Consider the following 25130-nt stretch of genomic DNA (forward strand, 5'->3'; position numbering starts at 1 on the left):
TAAGCTCTACATTTATCAGAGATTTATGTTTACTATATTTTGAGAGACACCGTAGTTAGTAAGTTTAAATCGCTCACTACAACAGCTCTCAATCTGACAAAATTTATTATGACTATTTCGTTGTATTGTCTTTCATTTCATGCGAACAATTAAAACATCTCACCATACCATTCATAGCTGACTCTTTTAAAATGACTGTGTAATAAAAATCCATCTTTTATATCTTGATCTACAATTTCAACAACCATTTCATTATTTTTATCTCGAACTGCATCATAAAGTGCATCAGTATTTACAGCTGAATGTTTTGTTTATGAACAATATTCCTCAGATTCCCCTCCCTCCTTCATTCAGCTGAAATGAAAGGGTTCACTACATGCTGTTATAAACAGTGCTATTACAATCAGCAAGCTATAATTAAATTTGAGTTTCATTTTTAATTAAAATTCTTTTTTAGACTATTGTTAATTAAAAAAGGACGCTTCAGCGTCCTTTTTTAATTCCTACAAATTATTCATCTGTAGATTTTTCATCGCTATCAGTCGTATCAATTTCTTGAGTATCTACTGATTCATTAGATTCAATTGAAGCCTCTTCACCTTCAACTGATTCTATAAAATCATCTTCCTCAACAGCTTCAATCGCTTCAACACCAACCAATGTCTCGTTTTCACCTAAGCGGATTAAACGTACACCTTGTGCATTACGACCCGTCTGAGCAATTTCAGATGCACGAGTACGTACTAGCGTACCACCATCAGAAATCAGCATGACTTCTTTACTGACATCGATCGCTACGGCACCAACCAGCTCACCATTACGATTAGATGTCTTGATCGCAATGACGCCTTTACCACCACGTTTCTTGGTCGGGAAGTCATCCACTGGCGTACGCTTACCGTAACCATTAGCTGAAGCACATAGCACTTCACCTGTTGCCGGGACAACAACTAATGAAACAATACGGCTTAAGAAATTAGAATCCGTATCTTCATCTTCTGAATCTACATCATTGTCTTCAATTTCTTCCGCTTGAGCCAATCCAATGGTGACACGCATACCACGTACACCTTTCGCAGAACGACCCATTGCACGTACATCAGTTTCTGCAAATCGAATCGCTTTACCTTCATTCGAGAACAACATAATTTGTTGTTCACCGTCAGTAATCGCAACACCAATTAAACGGTCATCTCCAGCTAACTCGATTGCACGTAAACCATTTGAACGTACATTAGAGAACTGCTCAAGTTCAACTCGCTTGATCGTACCGTATTCAGTTGCCATAAAGACATAGAAGTTTTTACGTAAGTTTTCTGCAAGCTCAGCAAATTCAACTACTACTTCATCATCAAGATCTGTAGTTGATAATTCAACTCCTAACTCTTTCAGATGTGTACGCAATTCGTCCGATAGATCGTCACCATCTGCTAGATCAGCAAATGATTTTTCTAATGCATCATAGTGTGCAGCAATGATTTCGTTTTGCTGTAATTGAGCTTGATGAGATTTAACAAACTGACGGAAATCGGCTAGACGTTCTTTAAATTTCTTCGGTGCATCAATCACTGGCAGAATAGCAGTAATTGTCTCATTTTCATCTAATGGCAATAAATTCACCATAGGACGACCTTTTGCACCACGAGAAGCTTGAGGCACTTCAAAAACTTTTAAGCGATAGACTTTGCCGACATTGGTAAAGCATAAAACTGTTGCATGGTTAGATGTCACAATCAAATGTTGAATGTAATCATCTTCTTTCATAGACGTTGCTGATTTACCACGCCCACCACGACGTTGCGCAGCATAATCAGAAAGTGGCTGTGTTTTCGCATAGCCTGATTGAGAAACGGTTAAAACAACTTGTTCTTGTGGAATTAAATCCTCACGAGAGAAATCTACACGAGATTCTACAATCGCAGTACGACGCTCATCACCGTATTGCTGAAGAATAAGTGCAAGCTCTTCACGAATCACGTTCATCAACAATTCAAAATCATTAAGAATTGCTGTCAACTCTGCAATTTGTGCCAAAATTTCAGAATATTCTGCATGCAGCTTATCTTGTTCTAAACCAGTTAAACGATGCAAACGTAATTCTAAAATTGCACCCACTTGAGTCGGCGAGAGACGATAAATATTGCCAGATAATCCAAACGGTTTATTAGGATCTTCACCCTCAATCTCATCTGGGCGAACAGAAACTGAACCTGCTTTTTCCAATAAAGCAACTACACCACCTGCAGACCATTCCCCTGCTTGCAAACGTTCACGTGCTTCTTGCGGATTCGCAGAGGTTTTAATGGTTTCGATGATGGCATCAATATTTGCTAAAGCAACCGTTAAACCTTCCAAGATATGACCACGTTCACGCGCTTTACGTAATTCGAACATCGTACGACGTGTTACAACTTCTTGACGATGGCGAATGAAAGCAGCAATGATGTCTTTTAAATTCATCAGCTTTGGCTGGCCATTATCCAAGCAAACCATATTAATACTGAATGAATTTTGAAGCTGAGTATTTTGGAATAAATTATTAACAATTACTTCAGCGTTTTCGCCACGCTTTAAGTCAATTGCAATACGCATCCCTTCTTTATCAGATTCGTCGCGTAACTCTGAAATACCTTCGAGCCTCTTCTCTTTCACAAGTTCAGCAATACGTTCAATCGTTTTTGCTTTGTTCACTTGATATGGAATTTCAGTGAATACAATCGTCGTACGACCTGTTTTTTGGTCTTCTTCTAAATGGTACTTACCACGAATAAATAAACGACCTTTACCAGTACGGTAAGCATCAACAATACCCGATTTACCGTAAATGATACCGCCTGTAGGAAAGTCTGGACCCGAAATATGTTCCATCAATCCTTCAATACTGATATTCGGATTATTGGCATAGGCTAAGCACGCATTGACCACTTCAGTCATATTATGCGGCGCCATATTGGTTGCCATACCTACAGCAATACCCGTGACACCATTAATGAGTAAATTTGGCACACGAGTTGGCATAACTTGTGGGATACGCTCTGAACCGTCGTAGTTATCTTCCCACTCTACTGTATCTTTTTCTAAATCAGCTAACAGTTCATGCGTTAATTTACGCATACGCACTTCGGTATAACGCATCGCTGCTGCACTGTCACCATCAACAGAGCCGAAGTTACCCTGACCATCAACCAACTGATAACGTAAACTGAAATCTTGTGCCATACGAACGATTGTTTCGTATACAGCAGAGTCACCATGAGGGTGGTATTTACCGATTACATCACCAACGACACGCGCTGATTTTTTGTAAGCTTTGTTATAATCATTTCCAAGCTCATGCATCGCATAAAGAACACGGCGATGAACTGGCTTTAAACCATCTCTAACGTCTGGTAGTGCACGAGAGACAATGACACTCATAGCATAGTCGAGATATGAGCTCTTCAGTTCATCCTCAATGGCAATCGGTCGAATTTCCGATACGCTCATGCATACTCCTTATTACAAACAGCTTGAAGAAACTGCTCGATTTATATAATCAATCTTGCAAAAAATTAGCCCAAAATCTATGGAGCTAAATTCTAAAACTCAGCCGAAAATTATAGCACAAATCCGTATTTTTGTCCCTAAATTTTATGGATGATCTGTTTAATTTTATTCATAAAAATGACTAAATTTTCAACACAAAATTCTTAAACAGTATTGCCCTAAAATGAATGATAAAAATCACTTTTTTGCTACTTATACATAAAAAAGATCCTCGTAAGGATCTTTATAAATACATGAATATTCTTCAATGATGAAGTTCGCGCTTGTCCGCTTTCATTAAACTAAAAGAAATTGCAAATAAGCTTAAAATCAACGGAAACTCATACAGCTCTTCGAGTAAGCTTTCATTACTATTTTCTGTGAGCAGGAGCATCCCTATAAAGCGATGATGCTCTATCGCATCAGAAACAACGAGCCCAATCACAGCCAAAACCAAGGCCCAAACTGGGATAATAGCTGTCTTAAACTTGTTCACAATCTCTGTGCGTAATTTTTGGTTCATTAGTGGAAAAACCACAGACCCAATCAATACAATTGAGATACCTCGAAAATAGATTTTTGGGACATCAGGGAAATAATCTCGCCCCCAACTGGTACTACGACCAAACAATAAAACCCACCAGCAAACAGCCCAAAGCCAAAACTCTTTCTTACCTTCTCTAAGCTGTAAAGGCTTTATGTAAAAATAGCTAATAACTGCAAAGGACAACAATAAAAGAGCCTGTAAATTTTCAATCAGACGCACGTCTTCCATACCAAACACATTGAAATGGACTTGATTAAATAATGGAAAAATTAAACATGAGACCGCGATTAGAACAAGCGGTAATGTTATTCGGGTGTCGACCAGCAAAACACAAACTCCCTCATTAATACATTGAAAGTATGAATGAGCTTAAAAAATGATGGCGAATCATATCACAATTACAAAAAACATATAAAACGGTAAATTCTGATCCCTTGATGAGAATAATCTATAATTTTGTTTTATGAGATTTTTTTGATAATTAAATATAAAAATGCCCTGACCAAGTAAAATGAAATGAATCATTACTCGATCAGAGCATTAGTACAGCAATGCTGTATTAGATTTTAGAAACTAATTCTGGAACCACTGTATTTAAGTCACCTACTAACCAGTAGTCAGCTACTGCATTAATTGGAGCTTCTTCATCTTTGTTGATCGCAACGATCACCTTAGAATCTTTCATACCTGCCAAGTGCTGAATCGCACCAGAGATACCTACAGCAATATAAAGGTCTGGCGCAACGATTTTACCCGTTTGACCAACTTGCATATCGTTTGGAACGAAACCAGCATCTACTGCTGCACGAGATGCACCTTGAGCTGCACCAAGCTTATCAGCTAATGGATCAAGTACTTTATGGTAGTTCTCACCAGAACCTACACCACGTCCACCAGATACAACAATGCGAGCTGCTGTTAATTCTGGACGTTCTGATTTTACGATTTCTTCAGATACGAACTTAGAAATACCCGCATCACCAGTAGAAGTTGCAGCTTCAACCGCAGCAGATCCACCTTCAGCAGCAACTGCATCAAACGCTGTACCACGAACTGTACCAACAACAACTGATTCACCAGACTCTACAGTTGCAATCGCGTTACCAGCATAGATTGGACGCTTGAAAGTTTTAGGACCATCAACTGCAATAATGTCAGTAATCATACTTACATCAAGAAGTGCTGCAGCACGTGGAAGTACGTTTTTGCCCGTCGTTGTAGACGCCGCAAGAATGTGTGAATAACCTGTACCAATTGAAGCAACAAGCTTCGCTACATTTTCAGCCAATTGGTTTGCATATGCAGCATCGTCAGCTAAAAGAACTTTGCTTACACCAGCAACTTTAGCAGCTTCATCAGCAACTGCTTGAGCGCCTGAACCAGCAACTAATACAGTGATATCACCACCGATTTTTTGAGCCGCAGCTACAACGTTTAAAGTTGCACCGTTAAGTGCTTTGTTGTCGTGCTCAGCGATTACTAAAATACTCATGATTTTTATCCTTCTGTATTAGATCACTTTCGCTTCATTTTTTAGTTTTTCAACAAGCTCATCAACAGACTTCACTTGAACACCAGCTTTACGTTCAGCAGGCGCTTCAACTTTAACAGTCTTAAGCTTAGTTGCAGGATTCACACCAAAATCTGCAGGAGATTTAGTATCAAGCGGTTTCTTACGTGCTTTCATGATGTTTGGTAGAGCAGCATAACGTGGCTCATTCAAACGTAAGTCAGTCGTAATGATCGCTGGAAGTGCTAGTTCAACAGTTTGTAAACCACCGTCGATTTCACGAGTCACTTGTACTTTATCGCCTTCAACTTTAACTTCTGAAGCAAATGTACCTTGACCAGCACCAAGTAATGCACCAAGCATCTGACCAACTTGGTTAGAGTCGTCATCAATTGCTTGTTTACCAAGAAGGATAAGTTGTGGCTGTTCAGCGTCTACAACGCCTTTAAGAATCTTCGCAACTTCTAAAGCACCAAGTTGGCTGTCATCAGCTTCAACTAGGATACCGCGGTCTGCACCAAGCGCCATTGCAGAACGGATTTGTTCTTGCGCTTCTTTAGGACCAATAGAAACAACAACGATTTCTGAAACAGTTCCTTTTTCTTTTAAGCGAACCGCTTCTTCCACTGCGATTTCACAGAATGGGTTAATTGACATTTTAACGTTAGTAAGGTCAACCCCACTATTGTCCGGCTTTACGCGAACTTTAACGTTGGCATCAACCACACGTTTTACAGCAACAAGAGCCTTCATGTAATCCTCGGCTGTTTTAACAGAAGTAAATATTCAGAAAAGTTATAATAACTCTTCATTTAAAATTTTTAGGTGTCCTATCTTGCAATGTGTTTGGCATTTCGGTCAAGTCACAATTCACAAAACTGCTGTAAAAAAGCGTAATTTTCGTTGAACGGAGCGTTCACAAAATTATTTTGTTAATAAATTTGTCAGCTTTTCAATATTTTTTGTAAAAAATTAAACTTTGATTTTTAATATTTTTTTAATTTATTACCTACATCAGTTGAATTGATGCTGTAGACTCTTATTTTACGTTGAAAAGCGTTGGCGTGAGTCACCAAATTTGAGGTAAAAAATGTCATAACAGACAGTAAAAAAAACAATAATAGCCATTCTTTTTGAGTGTAATTTAATCAAATTCTATTCCAGCTGAATAGAAAGCGCAAACATCAGTTTGCGCTTTTTTAATGTTAATTCACAATGAGCCATGTTGCTGCCAATGAAAGCATCACTCCCGAACCACCATCAATCCATTTTTGACGTTTTTCATTTATCCCTGTTTTCTGTGTCAAAAATGCAAATACAAAACTCAATGATGAATAAATAATTAAGCATAATCCAATGAAGATTAGGGATAAGACAATCCCCTGTCCCATAATCGAAGAGGTATGCTGGTTAATAAATTGAGGCAAAATCGCAAAATAAATAAGCATACCTTTAGGATTAAGTAAGGATGTTATAAAACCGCGTCCAATCGGACTATTGACCTGACTTTGTTTAATTTCAATATTTTTGTGATTAAGCGCAGATCGAATCAAATTAAATGCCAAATAAAGCAAATAACAGATTCCTAACCATTTGATCGTTTCAAAAATAATAGGGAAAGAAATAATGATAGCCGCAATACCCACAACGACAAAAAAAGAATGGACGAAATAACCCAAACACACCCCTAAAGTCGCCATAACGCCTGCTTTCGCATTTTTACCCATTACCTGTGACAGAATAAATAACATATCCGGACCAGGCGTAAAAATAAGAGGGATAACTGTCAAAGCAAATAACCAATAGGTAGACATTTTCTTTCTTCCATCATTAATGAAAATGAAAAAAAAGTATCTTCGAATTTACATAAAATAGGATTTCAAATATTCTATTTATTCTTTAATTTTTAGAATTTAATTCTAACATATGAAAATAATATCTAAATCAATTTCAGTTAAATTAGATCGTATCGATAAAAGTATAATTCATGAACTTCAAACCAACGGTCGAATTCAAAATAATGATTTAGCCAAAGAGATTGGCTTATCACCATCCTCTTGTTTAAGACGCGTAAAAATTCTCGAAGATGCTGGAGTCATCCAGCAATACACAACCATTGTTGATCCTCAAAAAATCGGATTACAACTTATTCTATTTTCGCGTATTTGGTTGGTGGGACAAGACGCTGAAACCATCGATACTTTTATTGAGGCGATGAAAGAACTCCCTCAAGTCATGGAGTGCTATATTATTTTGGGCGAATGTGATGCGATGTTAAAAGTTGTCGTACCTGATTTGGAGAACTATCGTAAATTTCAGTCAGAACACTTAACCAAAAAAAATGGGATTACCAGTGTGAAAACGGATTTACCCAGTCAAATCATTAAACAAAGCTATCAACTGCCCCTGCAATCAATTTAATACCATAAAGCAATCGATCCGACTGACTTTTCAGATCGGACCGATTATCCATTTGGATCAAGTTAAATGTTCAATGCTTTAAGTTTTTTCAACCTCGATTTTTTCATTCAAAATTTTTTCTAAAAGTACATGCTGATCCACTGATTCACTCAATTTAGGATCACAAATTTTGAGTCTTCGTTTCAGCTCTTCCTGTAAATACAATTGATCCTCAAGCTCCAATTCAGTTTGACTAAGTTGCTGCGCAAAATACCGAATCACACCTTCAAGTCGTTGATTTTGCTTCAATATAACGTATGCATAACCCAATACAAGCCCTTTGAAAATTTCCTGATAAGGCTTACCACGTTGAAAATTGTATGCCAATGAAGATAGTACCCGCTCACCAAAACCTAACTTACGATATGGGTCTCGCGCCACTCGATCACATGGGTCTTTATAAGCCGTCTCACAAGAGTCGATAAAACTCTTTGCCAATAGTTCTAAATTTTCTTTTCGATGTGGTAGTAGATCCTTTAATCCAACTTTAACCTCATGGAGTACTGCCAACATAAATTTAGAAATTTGCTCATCAGACAGTGCAATCCCGATCGTTTCATATTGTCGAAAACTTGCAGCCCATGCTGTCATTGCATGCACACCATTCCACATGCGATTTTTGATTAACTGTATCTCTTCAATCTCTTCAACCAGAATCATTTGGCGCATTTTTTCCAATAAAGGACTATTATTTTCCACATAAAGTGGCATATCTGTTTCGGCATGAAATAAGATTAATTCTAGATTCTGTAGAATATGCGCCGATTTAAATTTTTCGTATAGATCGTCAATATACTGAGTAGCCAATTGTTCTTGTTCAGCATTTAAACGCGTCCCTTCATCCACATCCGTCACGTCTAAATCATGCTCATCCTGCACATGTCTAAAAATGTTGTATTTGATTTTTAACTGTCTAAATAATTTTTGATCTGTAATTTTCGCTACCATTCGATTGACTACTGTATCGCAAAAATAGTGCTGCGACATGATGATATTGACCGTCTTCGCATCCGTAATTTCATGCAAAGCACTACAAATCTGTTGTTCAATTAATGATTTTGCGCCTACTTTGTTCAAAACAATTAAAACTGTTAGAGGATTCAACTGTTCTTCAAAATGGATATAACGCGCATACAACCCTTGAGCAATGGTTTTAGCCTCTTGCTCGATTGCCTTTTCAGGTAAACACAGTGCAATTAAACTTGATTCAATATACATGTGCTGCATCATTTCAATATTTGATGCATCAATGACAGTTATATTGTCTATTCGCTCGTCATGAGAGTGTTGCCCATAACGGATACTGTAACCACCAAATGTATTTACACTATTTCTATAGAGCGAATTCCGCGTTGAAGCATAGATTTGTTTTGGTCGAGTATATCCATCCCAATGAGACAATACTTGGGCAATATAGCCACCACCTATTGCCCCAAAACCATGTATCCCCACGACATGCAGATTTAAAGTCTGAGGAAAAGAGTCAAATAGAGCAGGCATTTTTAATTTTGGTGTAAATTGATTCAAATCTTCCAGAAAATCATGCATGCTTTCGTAAAAGAAATTCGCTTTTTCGAGCATGGTTGAATTAGGTTCTTTGATATCTTGAAGTAATACCGTTAATCCACCCGCTTCAAACGCCGACATCACTCCATTTGCTGAGTCTTCAAACATTAAACATAAAGTTGGATCAATGTTCAGTTGCTCCGCAGCTTTTAAGAAAATTTCTGGGTGTGGTTTTCCATTATCAACCTCATCGCCGCATACGATAATGTCGAAAAACTTATATACATTGGCATTGATTAAATACTCTTCAGCTATTTCACGTCGACTCGAAGTTGCTACTGCCATTTTCAGATTGGACTTTCTTAAACGTTCAAGAACTTGCATGAGTCCAAATTTAATCGGCACTCCGTATTTTCTTACATGCTCTAGTTCTAGCTGATCTGCTCGCTTTCTAATTTCAGCATACGGCACTTCTTGACCATATTGCTGATTTGCTAGTTTTTCGGCACTACGAGCACTTAGACCCAAACAAGATAATAAATAAGCGTCTGTAAATTCGACTCCAATGAGCTCTAATGATGCTTGCTTCAACGTTTGAAAACGAAGTCGCTCCGTATCAAACATTGTGCCATCCATATCGAAAATGGCGGCATGGATATTATTTTCATGAAATTTAATCATTTACCCCTCTCCAAAAAAATTCAAAATAACTAGACAAGTGTAAAGAATTTGCCTGAATCGAATGGGCAGAATAAATATATGAAACAAAATTGATTATTATTTAATCAATATTTTTATCTTTATGTATTGGGTTGTTAGAAACAGGTAAATTTATTTTTCTATAAAGTAACAGAGCTAAAATTATTAGCCCTGTTTTTTAAATCAATTTTTTCAAGCTTGATTGAGCGCCGCCAAGTAATCACGATGGACGTGACTCAATTCAATAATAGGATATTGTTCTAGTTCAAAAATTTTCCAAACTTCAATAAAGTCTTCTTTCAAATCAACTCCTTGATCTGCAATAGGTCTTTCTTGCCATTGCTGATCAGAAATCCACAAATAAGTCTTAGATGCTATTGGATCAATCGCTTGGATTTTTCCTTCAGTATTAATACCCTGCACATAGGCATTGTTAGGTAGAGCGGCTTCTATCGTCGGGAGATTGATTTCCACAAAATGTTTCACCTGACGTAAACCATAACCTGCAAAAATGTCTTTTTGTGCTGAAGAGAGTTGCTGATACTTTTGATCAATATTGTCAATCATGGCTTGACCTAATCATTCCTGCAAAATATTTTTTAATTTGTATACAACTTAAATCCATCTATTAAAGTTATACCTTAAAAATCGTATTAAAAAAAATCAATTCGAAAAATTTAAGCTAAAGTTTAAGGGAAAATTATTTTTAAAAGCGCAGCTTTCAAAAGCTCAATCCCAACAATACATTATTTTTCAAATAATTTTATTCGCATTAAATTAACGCATTTTATTTATATCAATGGTTATTAGCTATTTTCTGGAGCATAAAACTGTAAATTTCATTCATTTTTAGAGTGGCACATTCATTGCTTAACCAGTTTGAACTTAATCTGGGGAATGCACATGATCACACTTAAAAAAACTTTGCTTGTTGTCACGATAGCAACTTTCTTAACAGCCTGTGGTGACAATGAAAGTAGCACAAATAATTCTAACACGCCGCCTCCTGTCCCGTTTAATCCTGTAGAAGCAACCATTAGTGATTTGCATAACTCGATTTTAAGCAAAGGTTCATCTTGTGTTGATGTTGTGCAAGGATATTTAAATCGTATATCAGCTTACGATCGACAAGGTCCAGAGCTCAATAGCATTATTTCTTTAAACCCAAATGCACTTAAAGAAGCAGAAGTGCTCGACCAACAATTTGCAAAAAATTCGAAACTTTCAGGACCTCTTCACTGTGTCACTGTACTCGCTAAAGACAATATTGATGCTGTAGATATGGCGAACACAGCAGGTTCTGTAGCATTAAAAGATAATTTTCCACATGATGATGCCTATATCATAAAAAATATCAAAGAAAATGGCGGAATCATTTTAGGAAAAGCCAATCTTGATGAGTTCGCTTTCGGCTTTGGTGGAAAATCAACTCTAGGTGATCAAACTAAAAATGTGTATGACTTAAGTAAAGGCCCAGGTGGTTCATCATCAGGAACTGGCGCTGCCATATCTGCAAGTTTTGCAATGGTGGGAATAGGAACTGATACGGGAGGGTCAATTCGTGTGCCTTCATCAGTACAGGGTCTTGTCGGTTTACGACCATCTTTACGTCTTTTGAGCCAAGATGGAATTATTCCACTGGCACCAACTCAAGATACTGCTGGACCAATGTGTAGACAAGCTATTGACTGTGCAAAATTAATGGATGCAATGATTGGATTCGATAGCTCATTAAGTTCAAATCAACGCAGTGAATTTGCGCGTACTTCTCCCCTTCTAAAATCAGAGTCTGCTTACCGCGAATTGATTAATCAACCGAATAGCTACGTTCCTCATGACACTGTAAGTCTTGTAGGAAAGCGTATTGGTATATTACAAGCACTTTACCCTTCCGAAGGTTCAACCACTCAACAGAAAGAAGACTACAATCTCGTTACAGAAGCAATGGATAACGCAATTACTAAACTTGAAGAGGCTGGAGCAACTGTAGAAATAGTTACAATAAGCGATCTAAATACAATTTTGACACGTTATTCGAGTCTTTCAAGTGCTGAATTTAAAATATCACTTACAGAGTATTTAAAGACCACAAGAAGTATTTACCAATCGTATGAAGATTTACTCGCTAGTGAACTAATGATCCGTAACTTCAGTGGCTATAATTCTGATCCAACAAGTGCTTCATATATTGAGAATTATGAGCGCAACACCACTGAAAGAAGTCCATTCGTGCGCTTACGCATGAACAGCGCTTTAAATAATGTTGAACTAGATGGTACTCGTAAAGGCGTACAATACGACGCTTTAGCCTACCCTTCTATTACTGGGTTCGCTGGTAATTTAGGAAGTAGCCCGACCACAGGTACCAATAATCGCCTAAGTCCGTTTAGTGGTTTTCCTGCATTATCTATGCCTGCTAAATCAGTCAACTCAAGTCGCAGTAGTTATCCTATGAATGTTAACATCGAGTTTATTGCTCGTGAATTTGATGAGCCGACTTTATTTGAAATCGCAGTCGCATTCCAAAAAGTGAATCCCGCACGTATGATACCTATACACACACCAGCACTTTAAACAGATAACTTTATCATTCAGTACAGTATTAAGTATATTCAATATACTTAATACTGAGGATTAAGATTTTTGGGCTCTAGGGTGAGCTTTATCATAGACTTGAGCCAAACGATCAAAATCTAACTGAGTATAAATTTGTGTCGTAGATAAATTACTATGACCTAGCATTTCTTGAACTGCTCGTAAATCACCACTGTTTGAAAGCAGATGACTAGCAAAACAGTGTCGCAGTAAGTGAGGATGTAAATCCACATTTACGCCCGCTCTTTGTGCTTGCAATTTGACTCGATTTTCAATCTGTCGATTCGTCAATCGACTCCCTTTTTTAGTAATAAAAACTGGGGAATCTAACTCAATTTCCCCACACCAGATACGATGGACTTTAAGCCATTCGATTAAACTCGTTTTCGCTTTCAAACCAAAAGGAACAACCCGAGTTTTATTTCCCTTACCCGTAATTCGAAGTAATTGTCGTGTAAAATCGATATCTCGAATATTCAATCCTTGTACTTCGGCTAATCGTAAACCACTCGAATAAAGCAGCTCCAAAATAGCTTTATCTCTTAACCACAAGAGATGATCTTGAGAGGATTCAGGTGCAGGTTGATCCAAAATTTGCTGAATCGTTTCGACATCAACCATACCCGGCAAAGGCCTTGGCTGTCTTTTTAACTTAAAATCATGAATGGGATTATTCGATAGATATTTCCCTTCCACAGCCCATTTCATGAATTGACGAATGGCTGTTAAATGACGTTGTAAACTTGCACTGTTGAGTTGATGTTGTTCAACCTTATAAGCCATATATTCTCGTAAATCAGATGCTTCAACTTGATTTAATTCAATTTTCTTTTCATAACAAAAGTCAATAAAACCAGACACATCACGGAAATACGCCTCAAGCGTATGCTCAGATTGATTTTGAATCTTTCTCTCTTTCAACCACATTGACAGCAATTGCATTGCGCCATATTGCATTTGGTTTTCTCTCTATTGAATCGATGCCTAATCATCAATACTCGTGGGCATTCCAACAAATCATAAAGTAAAAAGCCCTGAATTTCAGGGCTTTTTAGTCAGGAAATAAGTTTTATTGAAAATAACGTAGATCCAAACGACCTTCATAAACCGTTGCAGTTGGACCAGTCATCCAAACCACATCTCCCTCTTTCCATTCAATCAGCAATTTACCGCCGGCAAGTTCGATTTCCACATTGCTAGACAATAAACCACGGCGCATACCTGAGACAGCAGCAGCACATGCACCTGTACCACAAGCTAATGTTTCTCCCACACCACGTTCAAAAACTCGTAATCGAGCATGTTTTTCATCAACGATCTGCATAAATCCAGCATTTACACGCTCAGGAAAACGTTCGTGAGATTCCACTTGAGGGCCTATTTTAGCAACATCAGCAGTTAACACGTCTGGCACAATGGTCACTGCATGCGGATTTCCCATATTAACCACATCGATGCTGATCGTCTCATTATCCGCTAAAGCTAAATCATATAAAGCAGCAGGCGTTTCTGCTAAAAATGGGATTTGGTTCGGTAAGAACTTCGGATACCCCATGTTCACACGAACCCATCCATTCGCACCCAACTCAGGCTCGACAATCCCCGCCTTTGTTTGCACTTTGAATTTAGTTTTATTGGTTAAATGACGATCATGAACAAATTTGGCAAAACAACGAACCCCATTGCCACATTGCTCAACTTCAGAACCATCCGCATTAAAAATGCGATATTTGAAATCAACGTTCGGATGGTCTGGTGTTTCAACAATTAATAACTGATCAAAACCGATGCCAAAATTACGGTCAGCCAACCGGCGAATCATGACAGGATCTAGATAAGCACGTTGGCTGATTAAATCAACCACCATGAAGTCATTACCTAGACCATGCATTTTAGTAAATTCTAGCAACATCTATTGTCTCCTTAAGGCAATAAGGACTCACGTTCCCACAGAGACTCAATCGTTTCGCGTTGACGAATTAAGTGTGCTTGATCACCGTCAACCATCACCTCTGCTGCACGACCTCGGCTGTTGTAATTTGAACTCATCACAAAACCATAAGCACCTGCACCCAAAACAGCTAAATGATCGTTCGCTTGAATCGCAAGTTCACGCTCTTTACCGAGGAAGTCACCTGTTTCACAGATCGCACCAACCACATCCCAAACTTTTTTCTCAGTTTGCGAATTTTGATTAACCTCTTGGATATCCATCCAAGCTTCGTACAAAGAAGGACGAATCAAGTCATTCATTGCTGCATCAACAATTGCAAAATTGCGATGATTGGTTGGTTTTAAAAGATCAACTTTCGTCACCAATACGCCAGCATTCGCCGAAATACTACGCCCTGGCTCCATATACACTTTAAGACCTAGTTTTTCTAATGCAGGACGTAAAGCATTTGCATATTCTTCAACTGTCGGTGGAACTTCATCTTTATAAGTCACACCAAGACCACCACCAATATCAATATGTTTGAGGTTGATCCCTAATTTTTTCAATGCTTCAATCATGTTCATGACACGATCAAGTGCATCAACAAAAGGTTGAGTTTCAGTCAATTGTGAACCAATATGACAATCAATTCCTACGATATCTAAGTGACTTAAACTTGCTGCATACTTATAAGTTTCATATACGGAATCAGAAGGAATACCAAATTTATTTTCTTTAAGACCAGTCGAGATATATGGATGTGTTTTGGCATCAACATCTGGATTTACCCGAAGTGAAATTGGAGCTTTTACGTTAAGTTCTGCTGCAACTTTTTGAATACGGTCAAGCTCTGCATATGATTCCACATTAAAACAAGCAATACCCACTTCTAATGCTTGACGAATGTCAGCTTCAGACTTGCCCAAACCAGAGAAGACAATTTTAGAAGCGTCACCACCTGCGCGTAAAACACGTGCTAATTCACCTCCAGTCACGATATCAAAACCGCAACCAAGTTTCGCCAACACATTTAGAACTGCGATATTTGAGTTTGACTTCACTGCAAAACAAATTTGGTGATCGATAAAGTTAAAAGCACGATCCATATCCAAATAATGTTTTTCAAAAGTTGCTTTTGAATAAACATAAAGTGGTGTACCAAATTGCTGAGCAAGTTGATCCAATGAACATTGTTCTGCGTGCAAAACCCCTTGAATGCGAGGGAAACTCATGGATGTATCCTTTCTAAATTGCGCTGGAGAAAAAAAATAAATGAATATTAATCTTGAGTAGGTGCAGCATCTGCTTTAGGTTCAGCTTGATCCTGACTTGGGCGATCATTGTTTTTATAAATTAAATATTGAGCTCGCTTGTCATAGTTTGGATCACTGGGTAGTTGTAATGCACCAGTCTGACCACATCCAGCCAAGATTGAAACAACGGCTGCACTGATAACTCCGATCAAAATACGCATACCTACACCTATCAGTAAAATTTATAGAAGTATACCTTGATCATCTTATTCACCAAAGTATTTAACGCAACAGATTAATAACAGAAATAAAAAAACGCCAGTTTTTACTGACGTTTCTTTTGACCTAAATTGCAAATCATTTATAAGTTTTTATTTTTTCTTATAAAAACCAAAATAACCAATGATCAGAATAACAAACCAAATCGGGCTCACCATCAATGCACGGCGAGTATCATCTTCTAAAGCCAATACTCCAATCATACCAATAAAGAATATAGCAACAATCGCACATGTCACCAATCCACCTGGTAGTTTAAATTTCGATTTGGCATGAAGTTCTGGGCGTGTTTTGTAATAGACCACATAACTCCAAATGATCATCAACCATACACAAATAAATAAAATGGTGGAAAGTGTTGTTGCTAAAGTAAATGCTTCCACCGTATTCGGTACGAAGTATTGCAGTGCTGCCCCTAGTAACAAACATACTGCTGAGAAATACAAGGCATTCGCTGGCACAGCTCGCTTATTCAGTCTTCCAAAAGCTTCAGGAGCTTGAGTCTCGCGCGACAAGCCAAACAGCATGCGGCTGGTTGAGAATACGCCACTGTTCATCGATGACATCACTGAAGACAATACAACCAAATTCATAATAATAGCAGCGGCTGCAATACCTGCTTGACTAAACAAGTTTACAAATGGGGAAATATTCGGATCAATCTTATTCCATGGTGTAACCGACATCACCACCAGCAACGACAAAACATAGAAAATAATGATTCGAATAGGAATCGAGTTGACAGCTTTCGGCAAGTTCGTTTCAGGATCTTTAGTTTCAGCTGCCGTTGTACCCACCAGTTCTACACCCACAAAAGCAAAAATTGCGATTTGGAAGCCTGCCAAGAAACCGATTGCACCTGTTGGGAAGATCCCGCCGTTTGACCAAATATTGCTAAATGCTGCGATTTCACCTGATGTAGAAGTGAAACCTGTAAATATCATCCAAAAGCCAACGCCAATTAAAACCACAATTGCGATAATCTTGATTAAAGCAAACCAGAATTCTAATTCACCAAACAGTTTCACTGTAACAAGATTCAATCCCATAATAAATACGATTGCAGCGATGCTAATCATTACCCCTTCTTCAGGGCTAAAAGGCATCCCATTATTGAAGAACTTAAGGTAATAAATGATCGCCGATAAATCTGCAATACCGATGGTGATCCAACACAGCCAGTAGGTCCAGCCCACAAAGTAACCTGCCCATGGTCCAATTAAATCCGTGGCGAAATCTATAAACGACTTATATTGCAAATTTGAAAGCAACAATTCGCCTAGTGCTCGCATCACTAAAAAAACCATGAAACCGATGATCATGTAAATTACAAGAATTGAAGGACCAGCTAGGCTAATTGTTTTCCCAGAGCCCATGAACAAACCTGTTCCAATTGCGCCTCCAATTGCAATTAACTGCAAATGTCGATTGGATAGACTTCGTTGTAATTCACCATTTTGCTGAGGCGAATTTATATTTTGATCTGACATTTTCAAATTCACCAAATATATTAATCGGCACAACTTAACTGAAAAAAATCAGATTTCAAAAAGAAAATTAGCACGATCAATATTTTCTAATTAGTTTAAAGTATTAATTCATTTTTCTTATATATCACCAGAATGATCAATTATTCATCATATTTATTTATCTTATTTTGAGTAAAATATTGAAAATCTTGTTGTTATATGTAAAAAATATAAGTGCAAAAAATAATCAAAAGGAATGATGTGTTTGATCGCGCAAAAGTATGGCATATCCCTTGCTTGATCATGCATGTAAAAAACAATCAGGAAAATAAGAAGGTAATTTATGCAAGAAATACAATCAATCATGGAAACACTCAGCGGCTTAGTCTGGGGACCTTATATGCTGGTGCTGATTGTTGGGACAGGTGTTTTCTTAACATTCCGTCTACTTTTTTGGCAATTCAGGATGCTTCCATTAGCATTTAAACAGGTGTTCGGGAAACACCCAGATAAAAAAGACTCGGGAGATATCTCACAATTTGCCTCACTCATGACCGCACTTTCAGCCACGATTGGTACAGGTAATATCGCAGGGGTAGCGACTGCTTGTGTACTGGGTGGTCCGGGTGCTGTATTCTGGATGTGGATGACTGCTTTTTTCGGTATGGCAACCAAATACGGTGAAGGTGTTTTGGCGGTCAAATACCGTGTAAAAAATGAAAAAGGAGAAATGTCTGGTGGTCCAATGTACTACATTGAACGAGGACTTGGCGCGAAATGGAAGTGGCTCGCAGTCCTCTTCGCATTATTTGGTACATTAGCATCCTTTGGTATTGGTAGCTCAGTTCAATCAAACACAGTGGCACTAGCAGTAGAAAATAGTTTGGGTATAAGCACGCTCACCACTGCCATCATTATTACAATTTTCTCTGCATTGGTGATTTTAGGCGGTATTAAGTCTATTTCCAAAGCATCCTCAGTTATTGTTCCAGTCATGGCTCTAGGCTATGTCATTGGCGGGCTAATTATTATTTTCAATAACCTTGAATTAGTTGTTCCTGCTTTAAAAATGATCTTTACCTATGCATTCACAGGTGAAGCAGCAGCAGGTGGAGCCATCGGTGCAGCGATTCGTTACGGTGTTGCCCGTGGTGTATTTTCAAACGAAGCTGGTATGGGCTCTGCTCCAATTGCAGCGGCAGCAGCTAAAACTGATCACCCTGCCCGTCAAGGCCTAGTTTCAATGACAGGTACATTCATTGATACGATTATTGTGTGCTCAATTACGGGTATTGTTCTTGTTATGGGTTTCATCATGGCAGGACAAACATTTGGTGATCAAACTGGGGCTGTTTTGACCATTAGTGTTTTTGACAAATTACTACCAGGATTTGGGGGCTGGGTTGTTACGTTCGGAATCATCTTTTTTGCTTATTCAACTATTTTAGGTTGGAGTTATTACGGTGAAAAATGTTGCACCTATTTACTGGGTGAAAAGTCAGTATTTATCTATCGTCTCATTTATATTGCTTCGGTATTTGTAGGCTGTGTCGTCACACTTGATTTAGTTTGGCTTTTCGCAGACACCTTCAATGGGTTAATGGCAGCACCAAACTTAATTGCCTTATTATTACTTTCTGGAGTCATTGCAAAAGAATCTAAAGACTTTATTGAACGTCGAAAATCTGGTGAGCTTTATTAAACAAATTAATAGAATTAAACCAATAAAAAAGCCTCATTGATGAGGCTTTTTTATCTTTTCACGAAAATTTCTGCTCATTCAAATTTTGTTTTTCCTCTTGATCCTTTGCAATTTCTTCCGCAACCTCTAAGCTCAATACAAAAAATAGAACATGTTCAATTTTCATATTGCCTTGTTCATCTTCAAGATAATTTTTAACCAGCTGATACTGCTTATTTTGCTCATCAAAAGGAATATCTAGATATAGGTCACCCAGATAGCTATCAATTTCATCCTCACCTGACAAACCTAGACATGGCTCAAATTCAATTTCATGTTGTTCAAGCCATGTAATCACAAGATCTCGAATATTTTCTTCCTCATTCTGATCATCCGTGTAATTCTCAAAATGAATAAACAGCACATCACGCTGTATTTCACGTGCGATGGCATCAATATGTTGGGCGTACAAGCGCATATTAAATAACTCAGTCGATTCTTGATATGAGTATAAATTAATTCATAATCACTTTAATTCAATATCTCGTTAAAGCACACGTCATGACTTGTCTTATTGTTTTTAAATTTGATCAATATTTTTTTGTTTTCGCGACCTTTACTCAGTATGCTCAGCATATAGAAAATCACAAAACCTATATCAAGTTATGGCTAAAGCAAAAAGTGTATATCGCTGTGAACAATGTGGCGCAGATCATCCTAAATGGGCAGGTCAATGCTCAGAATGCGGAGAATGGAACAGTTTAGTTGAAGTCACCATTGCCCCAGCGATTACGCATCGCGCAAATCCAAAAATTGCAGGCGGTTATGCTGGTCAAGCAGCATCAATCACTACATTGAATCAAGTTTCAGTTTCTCACGAAACACGTTTAGCAACAGGGATTGGAGAATTTGATCGCGTTTTAGGCGGAGGGCTTGTTACTGGTTCAGTTGTACTGATCGGTGGTGACCCTGGTATTGGTAAATCAACAATTCTTTTGCAGACGGCAACCCATATGGCTGCCGCGAAAAGTTCCGCCCTATATGTCACTGGTGAGGAATCTTTATCTCAAGTTGCATTACGTGCCAATCGTTTGGATCTTCCAACTGATCAATTAAAAGTGATGGCTGAGACGTGCGTAGAGCGTATTTGCGAAGTATTAGCGCATGAACGACCTGCTGTCGCGATCTTAGACTCGATTCAAACTTTATACACTGAAACTTTACAGTCTGCGCCAGGCGGCGTTTCTCAAATTCGAGAATCTGCAGCCCTTCTGACACGTTTTGCGAAGAACAGCGGAACAGCTTTATTTATTGTGGGTCATGTGACCAAAGAAGGTGCTTTAGCTGGCCCTCGTGTTTTAGAACACATGGTCGATTGCGTACTTTATTTTGAAGGTCAATCTGATTCACGTTATCGAATGATTCGAGCTGTTAAAAACCGTTTTGGTGCAGTCAATGAACTCGGTGTTTTTGGGATGACTGATAAAGGGCTTAGAGAGGTTGCCAATCCCTCAGCCATCTTTCTTAGCCGATATGATGAAGCGATTCCTGGTTCTATCGTCATGATTAGTCGAGAAGGCACACGTCCACTCTTAGTTGAAGTGCAAGCCCTAGTAGATGACGCGCATGGTCAACCTCGCCGTGTTGCATTGGGTCTTGAGCAAAACCGTTTGAATATGCTACTCGCCGTCATGCACCGTCATGGTGGTGTTCAAACTTCTGGTCAAGACGTATATGTGAATGTTGTTGGTGGCTTAAAAATTACTGAAACAGGTTCAGATCTCGCCGTCTTATTGGCCTGTGCTTCAAGTTTGAGAGCAAAAGCACTCCCTCAGCAATTGGCTGTATTTGGCGAAGTGGGATTATCGGGAGAGATTCGTCCCGTACCTAACGGGCAGGAACGGTTGAAGGAAGCAATTAAGCACGGGTTTAAATATATTATAGTCCCTAGAGCGAATGCACCACAAAAGGATATTCCTGGTGTTCGCATTATCGCCGTTGCCCGTCTACATGAAGCTTTAACTGAAGCGATGAGCTTAGCGGATGAACATTAATTCAGCTGATCAATTTATTTAACTATACACTGTGTATGAATACTGAAAAAAATTGAGGTTTAAGTTGAAATTTAAGCCAAAAGACTGCATAAATACAGTGTGAAATTAACTTTTTAAAATAGGAATTTTAGATGGAAGTTCGACAGCGTAGTTTAGTTGCGGGTATTTTAATGGCGACACTCATGGTAGCGCCTTTTGCAGAAGCAAAACGTGCTGGTGGTGGTAAAAGCCATGGTATGAGCCGTTCTGCTGCTCCAACCCAATCATATCAGCAACCACGTCAAGCTACTCCTGCCCAACAACCTGCTGCTCCAGCGACTGCGCCTCAAAAGTCTGGTCCTGGTGTGGGTGGTATGGTCGCTGCTGGTGTTGCTGGTGCTGCAATTGGTGCAGTCGCAGCAAATGCTTTAGCAGATGATGATACTGTTCCAGCAAGTCAAGCAGAAGTTGCTGCACAACCTGAGGAAGAAGGTGGTATCCCAAGTTGGGTATGGTTGTTGATTATTGCTGCTGCTGCGTTCTTCATCTTCCGTAAATTCGGAGCAAAAAAAAAATTAGCGGCTAACAACCCTTATGCACCAAACAGTTCAGGTCCACAATCTGCACCGTTTGGTCAAACTGCTGCACCTCGCCCTTCAGTGTCTAATGACAATACCAATATTTTTGGTCAATCTGTGGGCGGTGGCACAGCTGCATCTCAAGCGCCATTTGGTCAAGCACCACAAGCTCCTTTTGGTGCAGCAACAATGTCTAGTGGAAGTCAGCTACCTGACGGAACTGAACCAGCTGCTTTCTTACGCATTGCACGCCAACGCTTCAACCATATTCAATCAATGAATACGGCAAGTAATATTGCTGAGATTCAACGTTATTTGACGCCTGATCTTTATCAATCGATGTATAACGATATTACGGGTAACCAAGATCAAGACGTAGCTGAGTTTTCAAATCTGAATGCTATGGTTGTTGATTCTGCGACTGAAAATGGTCAATACGTTGTCAGCGTTCGTTTCACGGGTACGGTAAGTGAAGACTTAAATAGCCTTCCACAACCGTTTGCTGAAGTTTGGCATTTCGTTAAACCAGCAGGTTCTAGTCAAGATTGGTTGGTTGCGGGTATTCAACAGGAAAGCTAATTTTATTCTCAAAAAAAGCCAGTGAACCACTGGCTTTTTTTGTTTCGTACACTGTTTAATCATTGTTGAGTGAATTCAATTTTGCATGTGTTAAAACTCTATCTCACCGTCACTTAGGAATGGATGATTGTATTTAATTATTAAATAGCAGATTTATTCAGATTCATTCAAAGGTATGAAACAATATAGAATCTAAGAATTATAAAAAAGCCCCATATTACTGGGGCTTGTTAATTTAACGACGAGGTAATGGAATATACTGGCTATTACGATCGCTAGTTTCAGCTGGTCGTTCACCAATAACCACTTCAGTATTGATGCTCTTACCTTCACGTAAAATCTCAATTTTTGCAGAGGTATTCGGTGATTGCATTGCAACATAATTAATCAATTGTGATGGATTGTTGATCTCCTGATCATTTACTTTCATGATCCGATCACCGACTTTAATCTTAGCTTTATCTGCAGGACCAGACTCATAGACGCTGCTCACAATTACACCCTTCTCACGAGGTTGTAATACATCGGGTTGCGTCGGATTCGCCAAACCAATACCTAGCCACCCTCGAATTACTCTGCCTTCTTTTAATATTGAATTCAGAACTTGCTGGCAGACTTTAGCAGGAATAGCAAAACCAATTCCTAAAGAACCACCCGATTGCGAGAAAATTGCAGTATTAATCCCAATCAAATTACCTGCAACATCAATGAGTGCTCCCCCAGAATTACCTGGATTAATAGCAGCATCGGTTTGAATAAAATCTTCATAGAAATTTATACCCAATCCCGAACGTTCTGTCGCAGATATGATCCCTTGCGTAACTGTTTGTCCCACGCCAAATGGATTACCAATTGCGAGTACAACATCTCCAACTTCATTTCCACTCAGTTTGAAAGGAAGCACTGGCAGTTTGTCCATTTCGATTTTAATGACTGCTAAATCCGTATCAGGATCTGTTCCAATTACTTTGGCTTCTGCTCGACGACCATCATACAAAGCCACAACAATCTGGTCAGCCTGTGCAATCACATGATTATTAGTCAGAATATAACCATCAGGTCGAACAATCACCCCCGAACCCAAACTATTTTCATTTGGTTCTTGTCCAAAACGTTCAGGTAATTGACCACCAAAAAATTCTCTAAAAACAGGATCATTTAAAATCGGATGATCCACTTTTTTTACAGTTTGTGTTGTAAAAATATTAACGACTGCAGGTGCTGCGACCTTTACCGCAGCATTGTATGACACTACTCCCCCAGAACGTGTCGTATCCACCAAAGGTTCTACTTTTTCAGCTGGCATTTTATATCCATCAGCTGCTATTTGAGGCTTTGGTTGATTTAGTTTTTGCCATGTGACAAAACTAATAATGACAATAATGAGTAACACCCATGGTAACCATGTAAAGGACCGGCGCACTTTAATATCCTCTGAGAATTTTAATTTATTGATGACAAAAGTATTTTATGACTGCATATTGTAATCAAAAAAAATTTATATACCTAAAATTGTGAAAATAGTTTTGTTCGGCTTTAGTTAAGATTAAAAATATGCTTTGATCTTTATATTTTCACAGACTTAAGAACATTATGGCAAAGCTAAACGACATTATCCAATGGTGTGATCAGACCCTAAAGGCCAATGAATTTAAAGATTACGCTCCCAATGGTCTGCAAATCGAAGGTAAAACAGAAGTAAAGCGAATTGTTTGTGCTGTATCGGCTTCTCAATCAGCCATTGATGCTGCAATCGAGCTGCAAGCTGATGTTTTATTGGTTCACCATGGCTATTTTTGGAAAGGTGAGCCATCTCCGATTACAGGAATACGTGGCAAGCGAATTAAATCACTCATTCAACATGATATTTCACTATTAGCTTATCATTTACCTCTCGATAGCCACCCTAGCTTGGGAAATAATGCTGCGATAGCAGATTTACTTCATCTTGATCAAATTGAAGCACTTGATCCGAGTGAACGTCATCCCATTGGAAATATCGGCTATTTAAAAAATGCAATGACACCAGATGAGTTCAAAGCTTTTGTGTCACAACAACTTAATTATGATGCGATACATTTGATGGCTGATAAACCAAGTATTCAAAAAGTTGGATTTTGTACTGGCGGTGCTCAAGACTTTATCACTAAAGCTGCCGAACAAAATTGCGATGCTTATATTTCAGGTGAAGTTAGTGAGCGTACCTTTTATCAAGCTTTAGAGTTAGATGTGCATTATTACGCATGTGGACATCATGCGACTGAACGTTATGGTGTTCAACGACTAGGTCAAGCAATTTGTGAACAATTTGGTCTTGAATATCATTACGTTGAACTCAATAATCCTATTTAAATTGATTTAACCACGCGTTTTAAATTGGAGTGAGCTTATACGTATTAATTCACGCTTTATTCTGTATTCTTATTTATAAGTAATGCGCAAAATATGGTGAGAATCTATTACAATAAGTGCACTTCGAT

20 protein-coding genes are annotated in these 25130 nt (G+C 38.5%); 6 read left to right on the forward strand and 14 right to left on the reverse strand.

Annotated elements, in window-relative coordinates; all coding sequences use genetic code 11:
• Window positions 1-510: 510 nt before the first annotated feature.
• The 5 genes from gyrA to AC1M9H_RS04635 form a co-directional block, all read right to left on the reverse strand.
• A complete protein-coding gene (gyrA, locus tag AC1M9H_RS04615) occupies window positions 511-3486 on the reverse strand; it encodes a DNA gyrase subunit A (RefSeq protein WP_481612859.1) in 2976 nt (991 codons plus the stop codon).
• A gap of 304 nt (window positions 3487-3790) precedes the next feature.
• The gene (locus AC1M9H_RS04620; RefSeq protein WP_481612860.1) at window positions 3791-4300 is read right to left on the reverse strand and encodes a hypothetical protein; all 510 of its coding nucleotides are present in this window, start codon (window positions 4298-4300) and stop codon (window positions 3791-3793) included.
• A 331-nt stretch (window positions 4301-4631) separates the two neighbouring features.
• On the reverse strand, window positions 4632-5564 hold the full coding sequence (locus AC1M9H_RS04625) for an FAD-binding protein (protein ID WP_092765976.1): 933 nt from the start codon (window positions 5562-5564) through the stop codon (window positions 4632-4634).
• A gap of 18 nt (window positions 5565-5582) precedes the next feature.
• Entirely contained in the window at window positions 5583-6335 is a 753-nt protein-coding gene (locus tag AC1M9H_RS04630) for an electron transfer flavoprotein subunit beta/FixA family protein (protein ID WP_035266425.1), read from the reverse strand.
• A 452-nt stretch (window positions 6336-6787) separates the two neighbouring features.
• The gene (locus AC1M9H_RS04635; RefSeq protein ID WP_481612861.1) at window positions 6788-7396 is read right to left on the reverse strand and encodes a LysE family translocator; all 609 of its coding nucleotides are present in this window, start codon (window positions 7394-7396) and stop codon (window positions 6788-6790) included.
• Between the two features lie 112 nt (window positions 7397-7508).
• Here AC1M9H_RS04635 and AC1M9H_RS04640 point away from each other — a divergent pair, with 112 nt between their 5' ends.
• A complete protein-coding gene (locus AC1M9H_RS04640; RefSeq protein WP_092765973.1) occupies window positions 7509-8003 on the forward strand; it encodes an Lrp/AsnC family transcriptional regulator in 495 nt (164 codons plus the stop codon).
• Window positions 8004-8081: 78 nt separating this feature from the next.
• Here the strand turns inward: AC1M9H_RS04640 and mtlD are convergent, their stop codons facing one another.
• On the reverse strand, window positions 8082-10229 hold the full coding sequence (mtlD, locus tag AC1M9H_RS04645; protein ID WP_481612862.1) for a bifunctional mannitol-1-phosphate dehydrogenase/phosphatase: 2148 nt from the start codon (window positions 10227-10229) through the stop codon (window positions 8082-8084).
• A 210-nt stretch (window positions 10230-10439) separates the two neighbouring features.
• Window positions 10440-10814: a hypothetical protein gene (locus tag AC1M9H_RS04650; RefSeq protein WP_481612863.1), complete on the reverse strand. Its 375-nt coding sequence runs from the start codon at window positions 10812-10814 to the stop codon at window positions 10440-10442.
• Window positions 10815-11150: 336 nt separating this feature from the next.
• Here AC1M9H_RS04650 and AC1M9H_RS04655 point away from each other — a divergent pair, with 336 nt between their 5' ends.
• Complete coding sequence (locus tag AC1M9H_RS04655; RefSeq protein ID WP_481612864.1) at window positions 11151-12821, forward strand: amidase; 1671 nt, start codon at window positions 11151-11153, stop codon at window positions 12819-12821.
• A 60-nt stretch (window positions 12822-12881) separates the two neighbouring features.
• On the opposite strand, the gene AC1M9H_RS04660 is transcribed toward AC1M9H_RS04655, so the two are convergent.
• The 5 genes from AC1M9H_RS04660 to AC1M9H_RS04680 form a co-directional block, all read right to left on the reverse strand.
• A complete protein-coding gene (locus AC1M9H_RS04660; protein WP_481607105.1) occupies window positions 12882-13799 on the reverse strand; it encodes a tyrosine recombinase XerC in 918 nt (305 codons plus the stop codon).
• 112 nt (window positions 13800-13911) lie between these two features.
• Window positions 13912-14754: a diaminopimelate epimerase gene (dapF, locus tag AC1M9H_RS04665; RefSeq protein WP_481607106.1), complete on the reverse strand. Its 843-nt coding sequence runs from the start codon at window positions 14752-14754 to the stop codon at window positions 13912-13914.
• An 11-nt stretch (window positions 14755-14765) separates the two neighbouring features.
• Window positions 14766-16010 carry a diaminopimelate decarboxylase gene (lysA, locus tag AC1M9H_RS04670; RefSeq protein WP_481612865.1) on the reverse strand — a complete coding sequence of 415 codons (1245 nt, stop codon included), beginning with the start codon at window positions 16008-16010 and terminating at the stop codon, window positions 14766-14768.
• 47 nt (window positions 16011-16057) lie between these two features.
• Window positions 16058-16252 (reverse strand): LPS translocon maturation chaperone LptM, encoded by a 195-nt coding sequence (gene lptM / locus AC1M9H_RS04675; protein WP_092765967.1) that lies wholly within the window; start codon window positions 16250-16252, stop codon window positions 16058-16060.
• A gap of 150 nt (window positions 16253-16402) precedes the next feature.
• Entirely contained in the window at window positions 16403-17800 is a 1398-nt protein-coding gene (locus tag AC1M9H_RS04680; protein ID WP_481612866.1) for an amino acid permease, read from the reverse strand.
• A gap of 322 nt (window positions 17801-18122) precedes the next feature.
• Here AC1M9H_RS04680 and AC1M9H_RS04685 point away from each other — a divergent pair, with 322 nt between their 5' ends.
• On the forward strand, window positions 18123-19481 hold the full coding sequence (locus AC1M9H_RS04685) for an alanine/glycine:cation symporter family protein (RefSeq protein ID WP_481607109.1): 1359 nt from the start codon (window positions 18123-18125) through the stop codon (window positions 19479-19481).
• A gap of 58 nt (window positions 19482-19539) precedes the next feature.
• Here the strand turns inward: AC1M9H_RS04685 and AC1M9H_RS04690 are convergent, their stop codons facing one another.
• Window positions 19540-19938 carry a hypothetical protein gene (locus tag AC1M9H_RS04690; RefSeq protein WP_481596769.1) on the reverse strand — a complete coding sequence of 133 codons (399 nt, stop codon included), beginning with the start codon at window positions 19936-19938 and terminating at the stop codon, window positions 19540-19542.
• A gap of 187 nt (window positions 19939-20125) precedes the next feature.
• On the opposite strand from AC1M9H_RS04690, the gene radA reads away from it, so the two are divergent.
• The gene (radA, locus tag AC1M9H_RS04695) at window positions 20126-21514 is read left to right on the forward strand and encodes a DNA repair protein RadA (RefSeq protein WP_035267023.1); all 1389 of its coding nucleotides are present in this window, start codon (window positions 20126-20128) and stop codon (window positions 21512-21514) included.
• A gap of 131 nt (window positions 21515-21645) precedes the next feature.
• Window positions 21646-22650, forward strand: coding sequence for a Tim44 domain-containing protein (locus AC1M9H_RS04700; protein WP_481612867.1), 1005 nt, complete (start codon window positions 21646-21648; stop codon window positions 22648-22650).
• Between the two features lie 235 nt (window positions 22651-22885).
• Here the strand turns inward: AC1M9H_RS04700 and AC1M9H_RS04705 are convergent, their stop codons facing one another.
• Window positions 22886-24073: a trypsin-like peptidase domain-containing protein gene (locus AC1M9H_RS04705; protein WP_180028696.1), complete on the reverse strand. Its 1188-nt coding sequence runs from the start codon at window positions 24071-24073 to the stop codon at window positions 22886-22888.
• Between the two features lie 170 nt (window positions 24074-24243).
• Here AC1M9H_RS04705 and AC1M9H_RS04710 point away from each other — a divergent pair, with 170 nt between their 5' ends.
• The gene (locus tag AC1M9H_RS04710; protein WP_481595630.1) at window positions 24244-25002 is read left to right on the forward strand and encodes a Nif3-like dinuclear metal center hexameric protein; all 759 of its coding nucleotides are present in this window, start codon (window positions 24244-24246) and stop codon (window positions 25000-25002) included.
• Window positions 25003-25130 lie beyond the last annotated feature (128 nt).

Source organism: Acinetobacter sp. ANC_7512 (genome assembly GCF_056779935.1).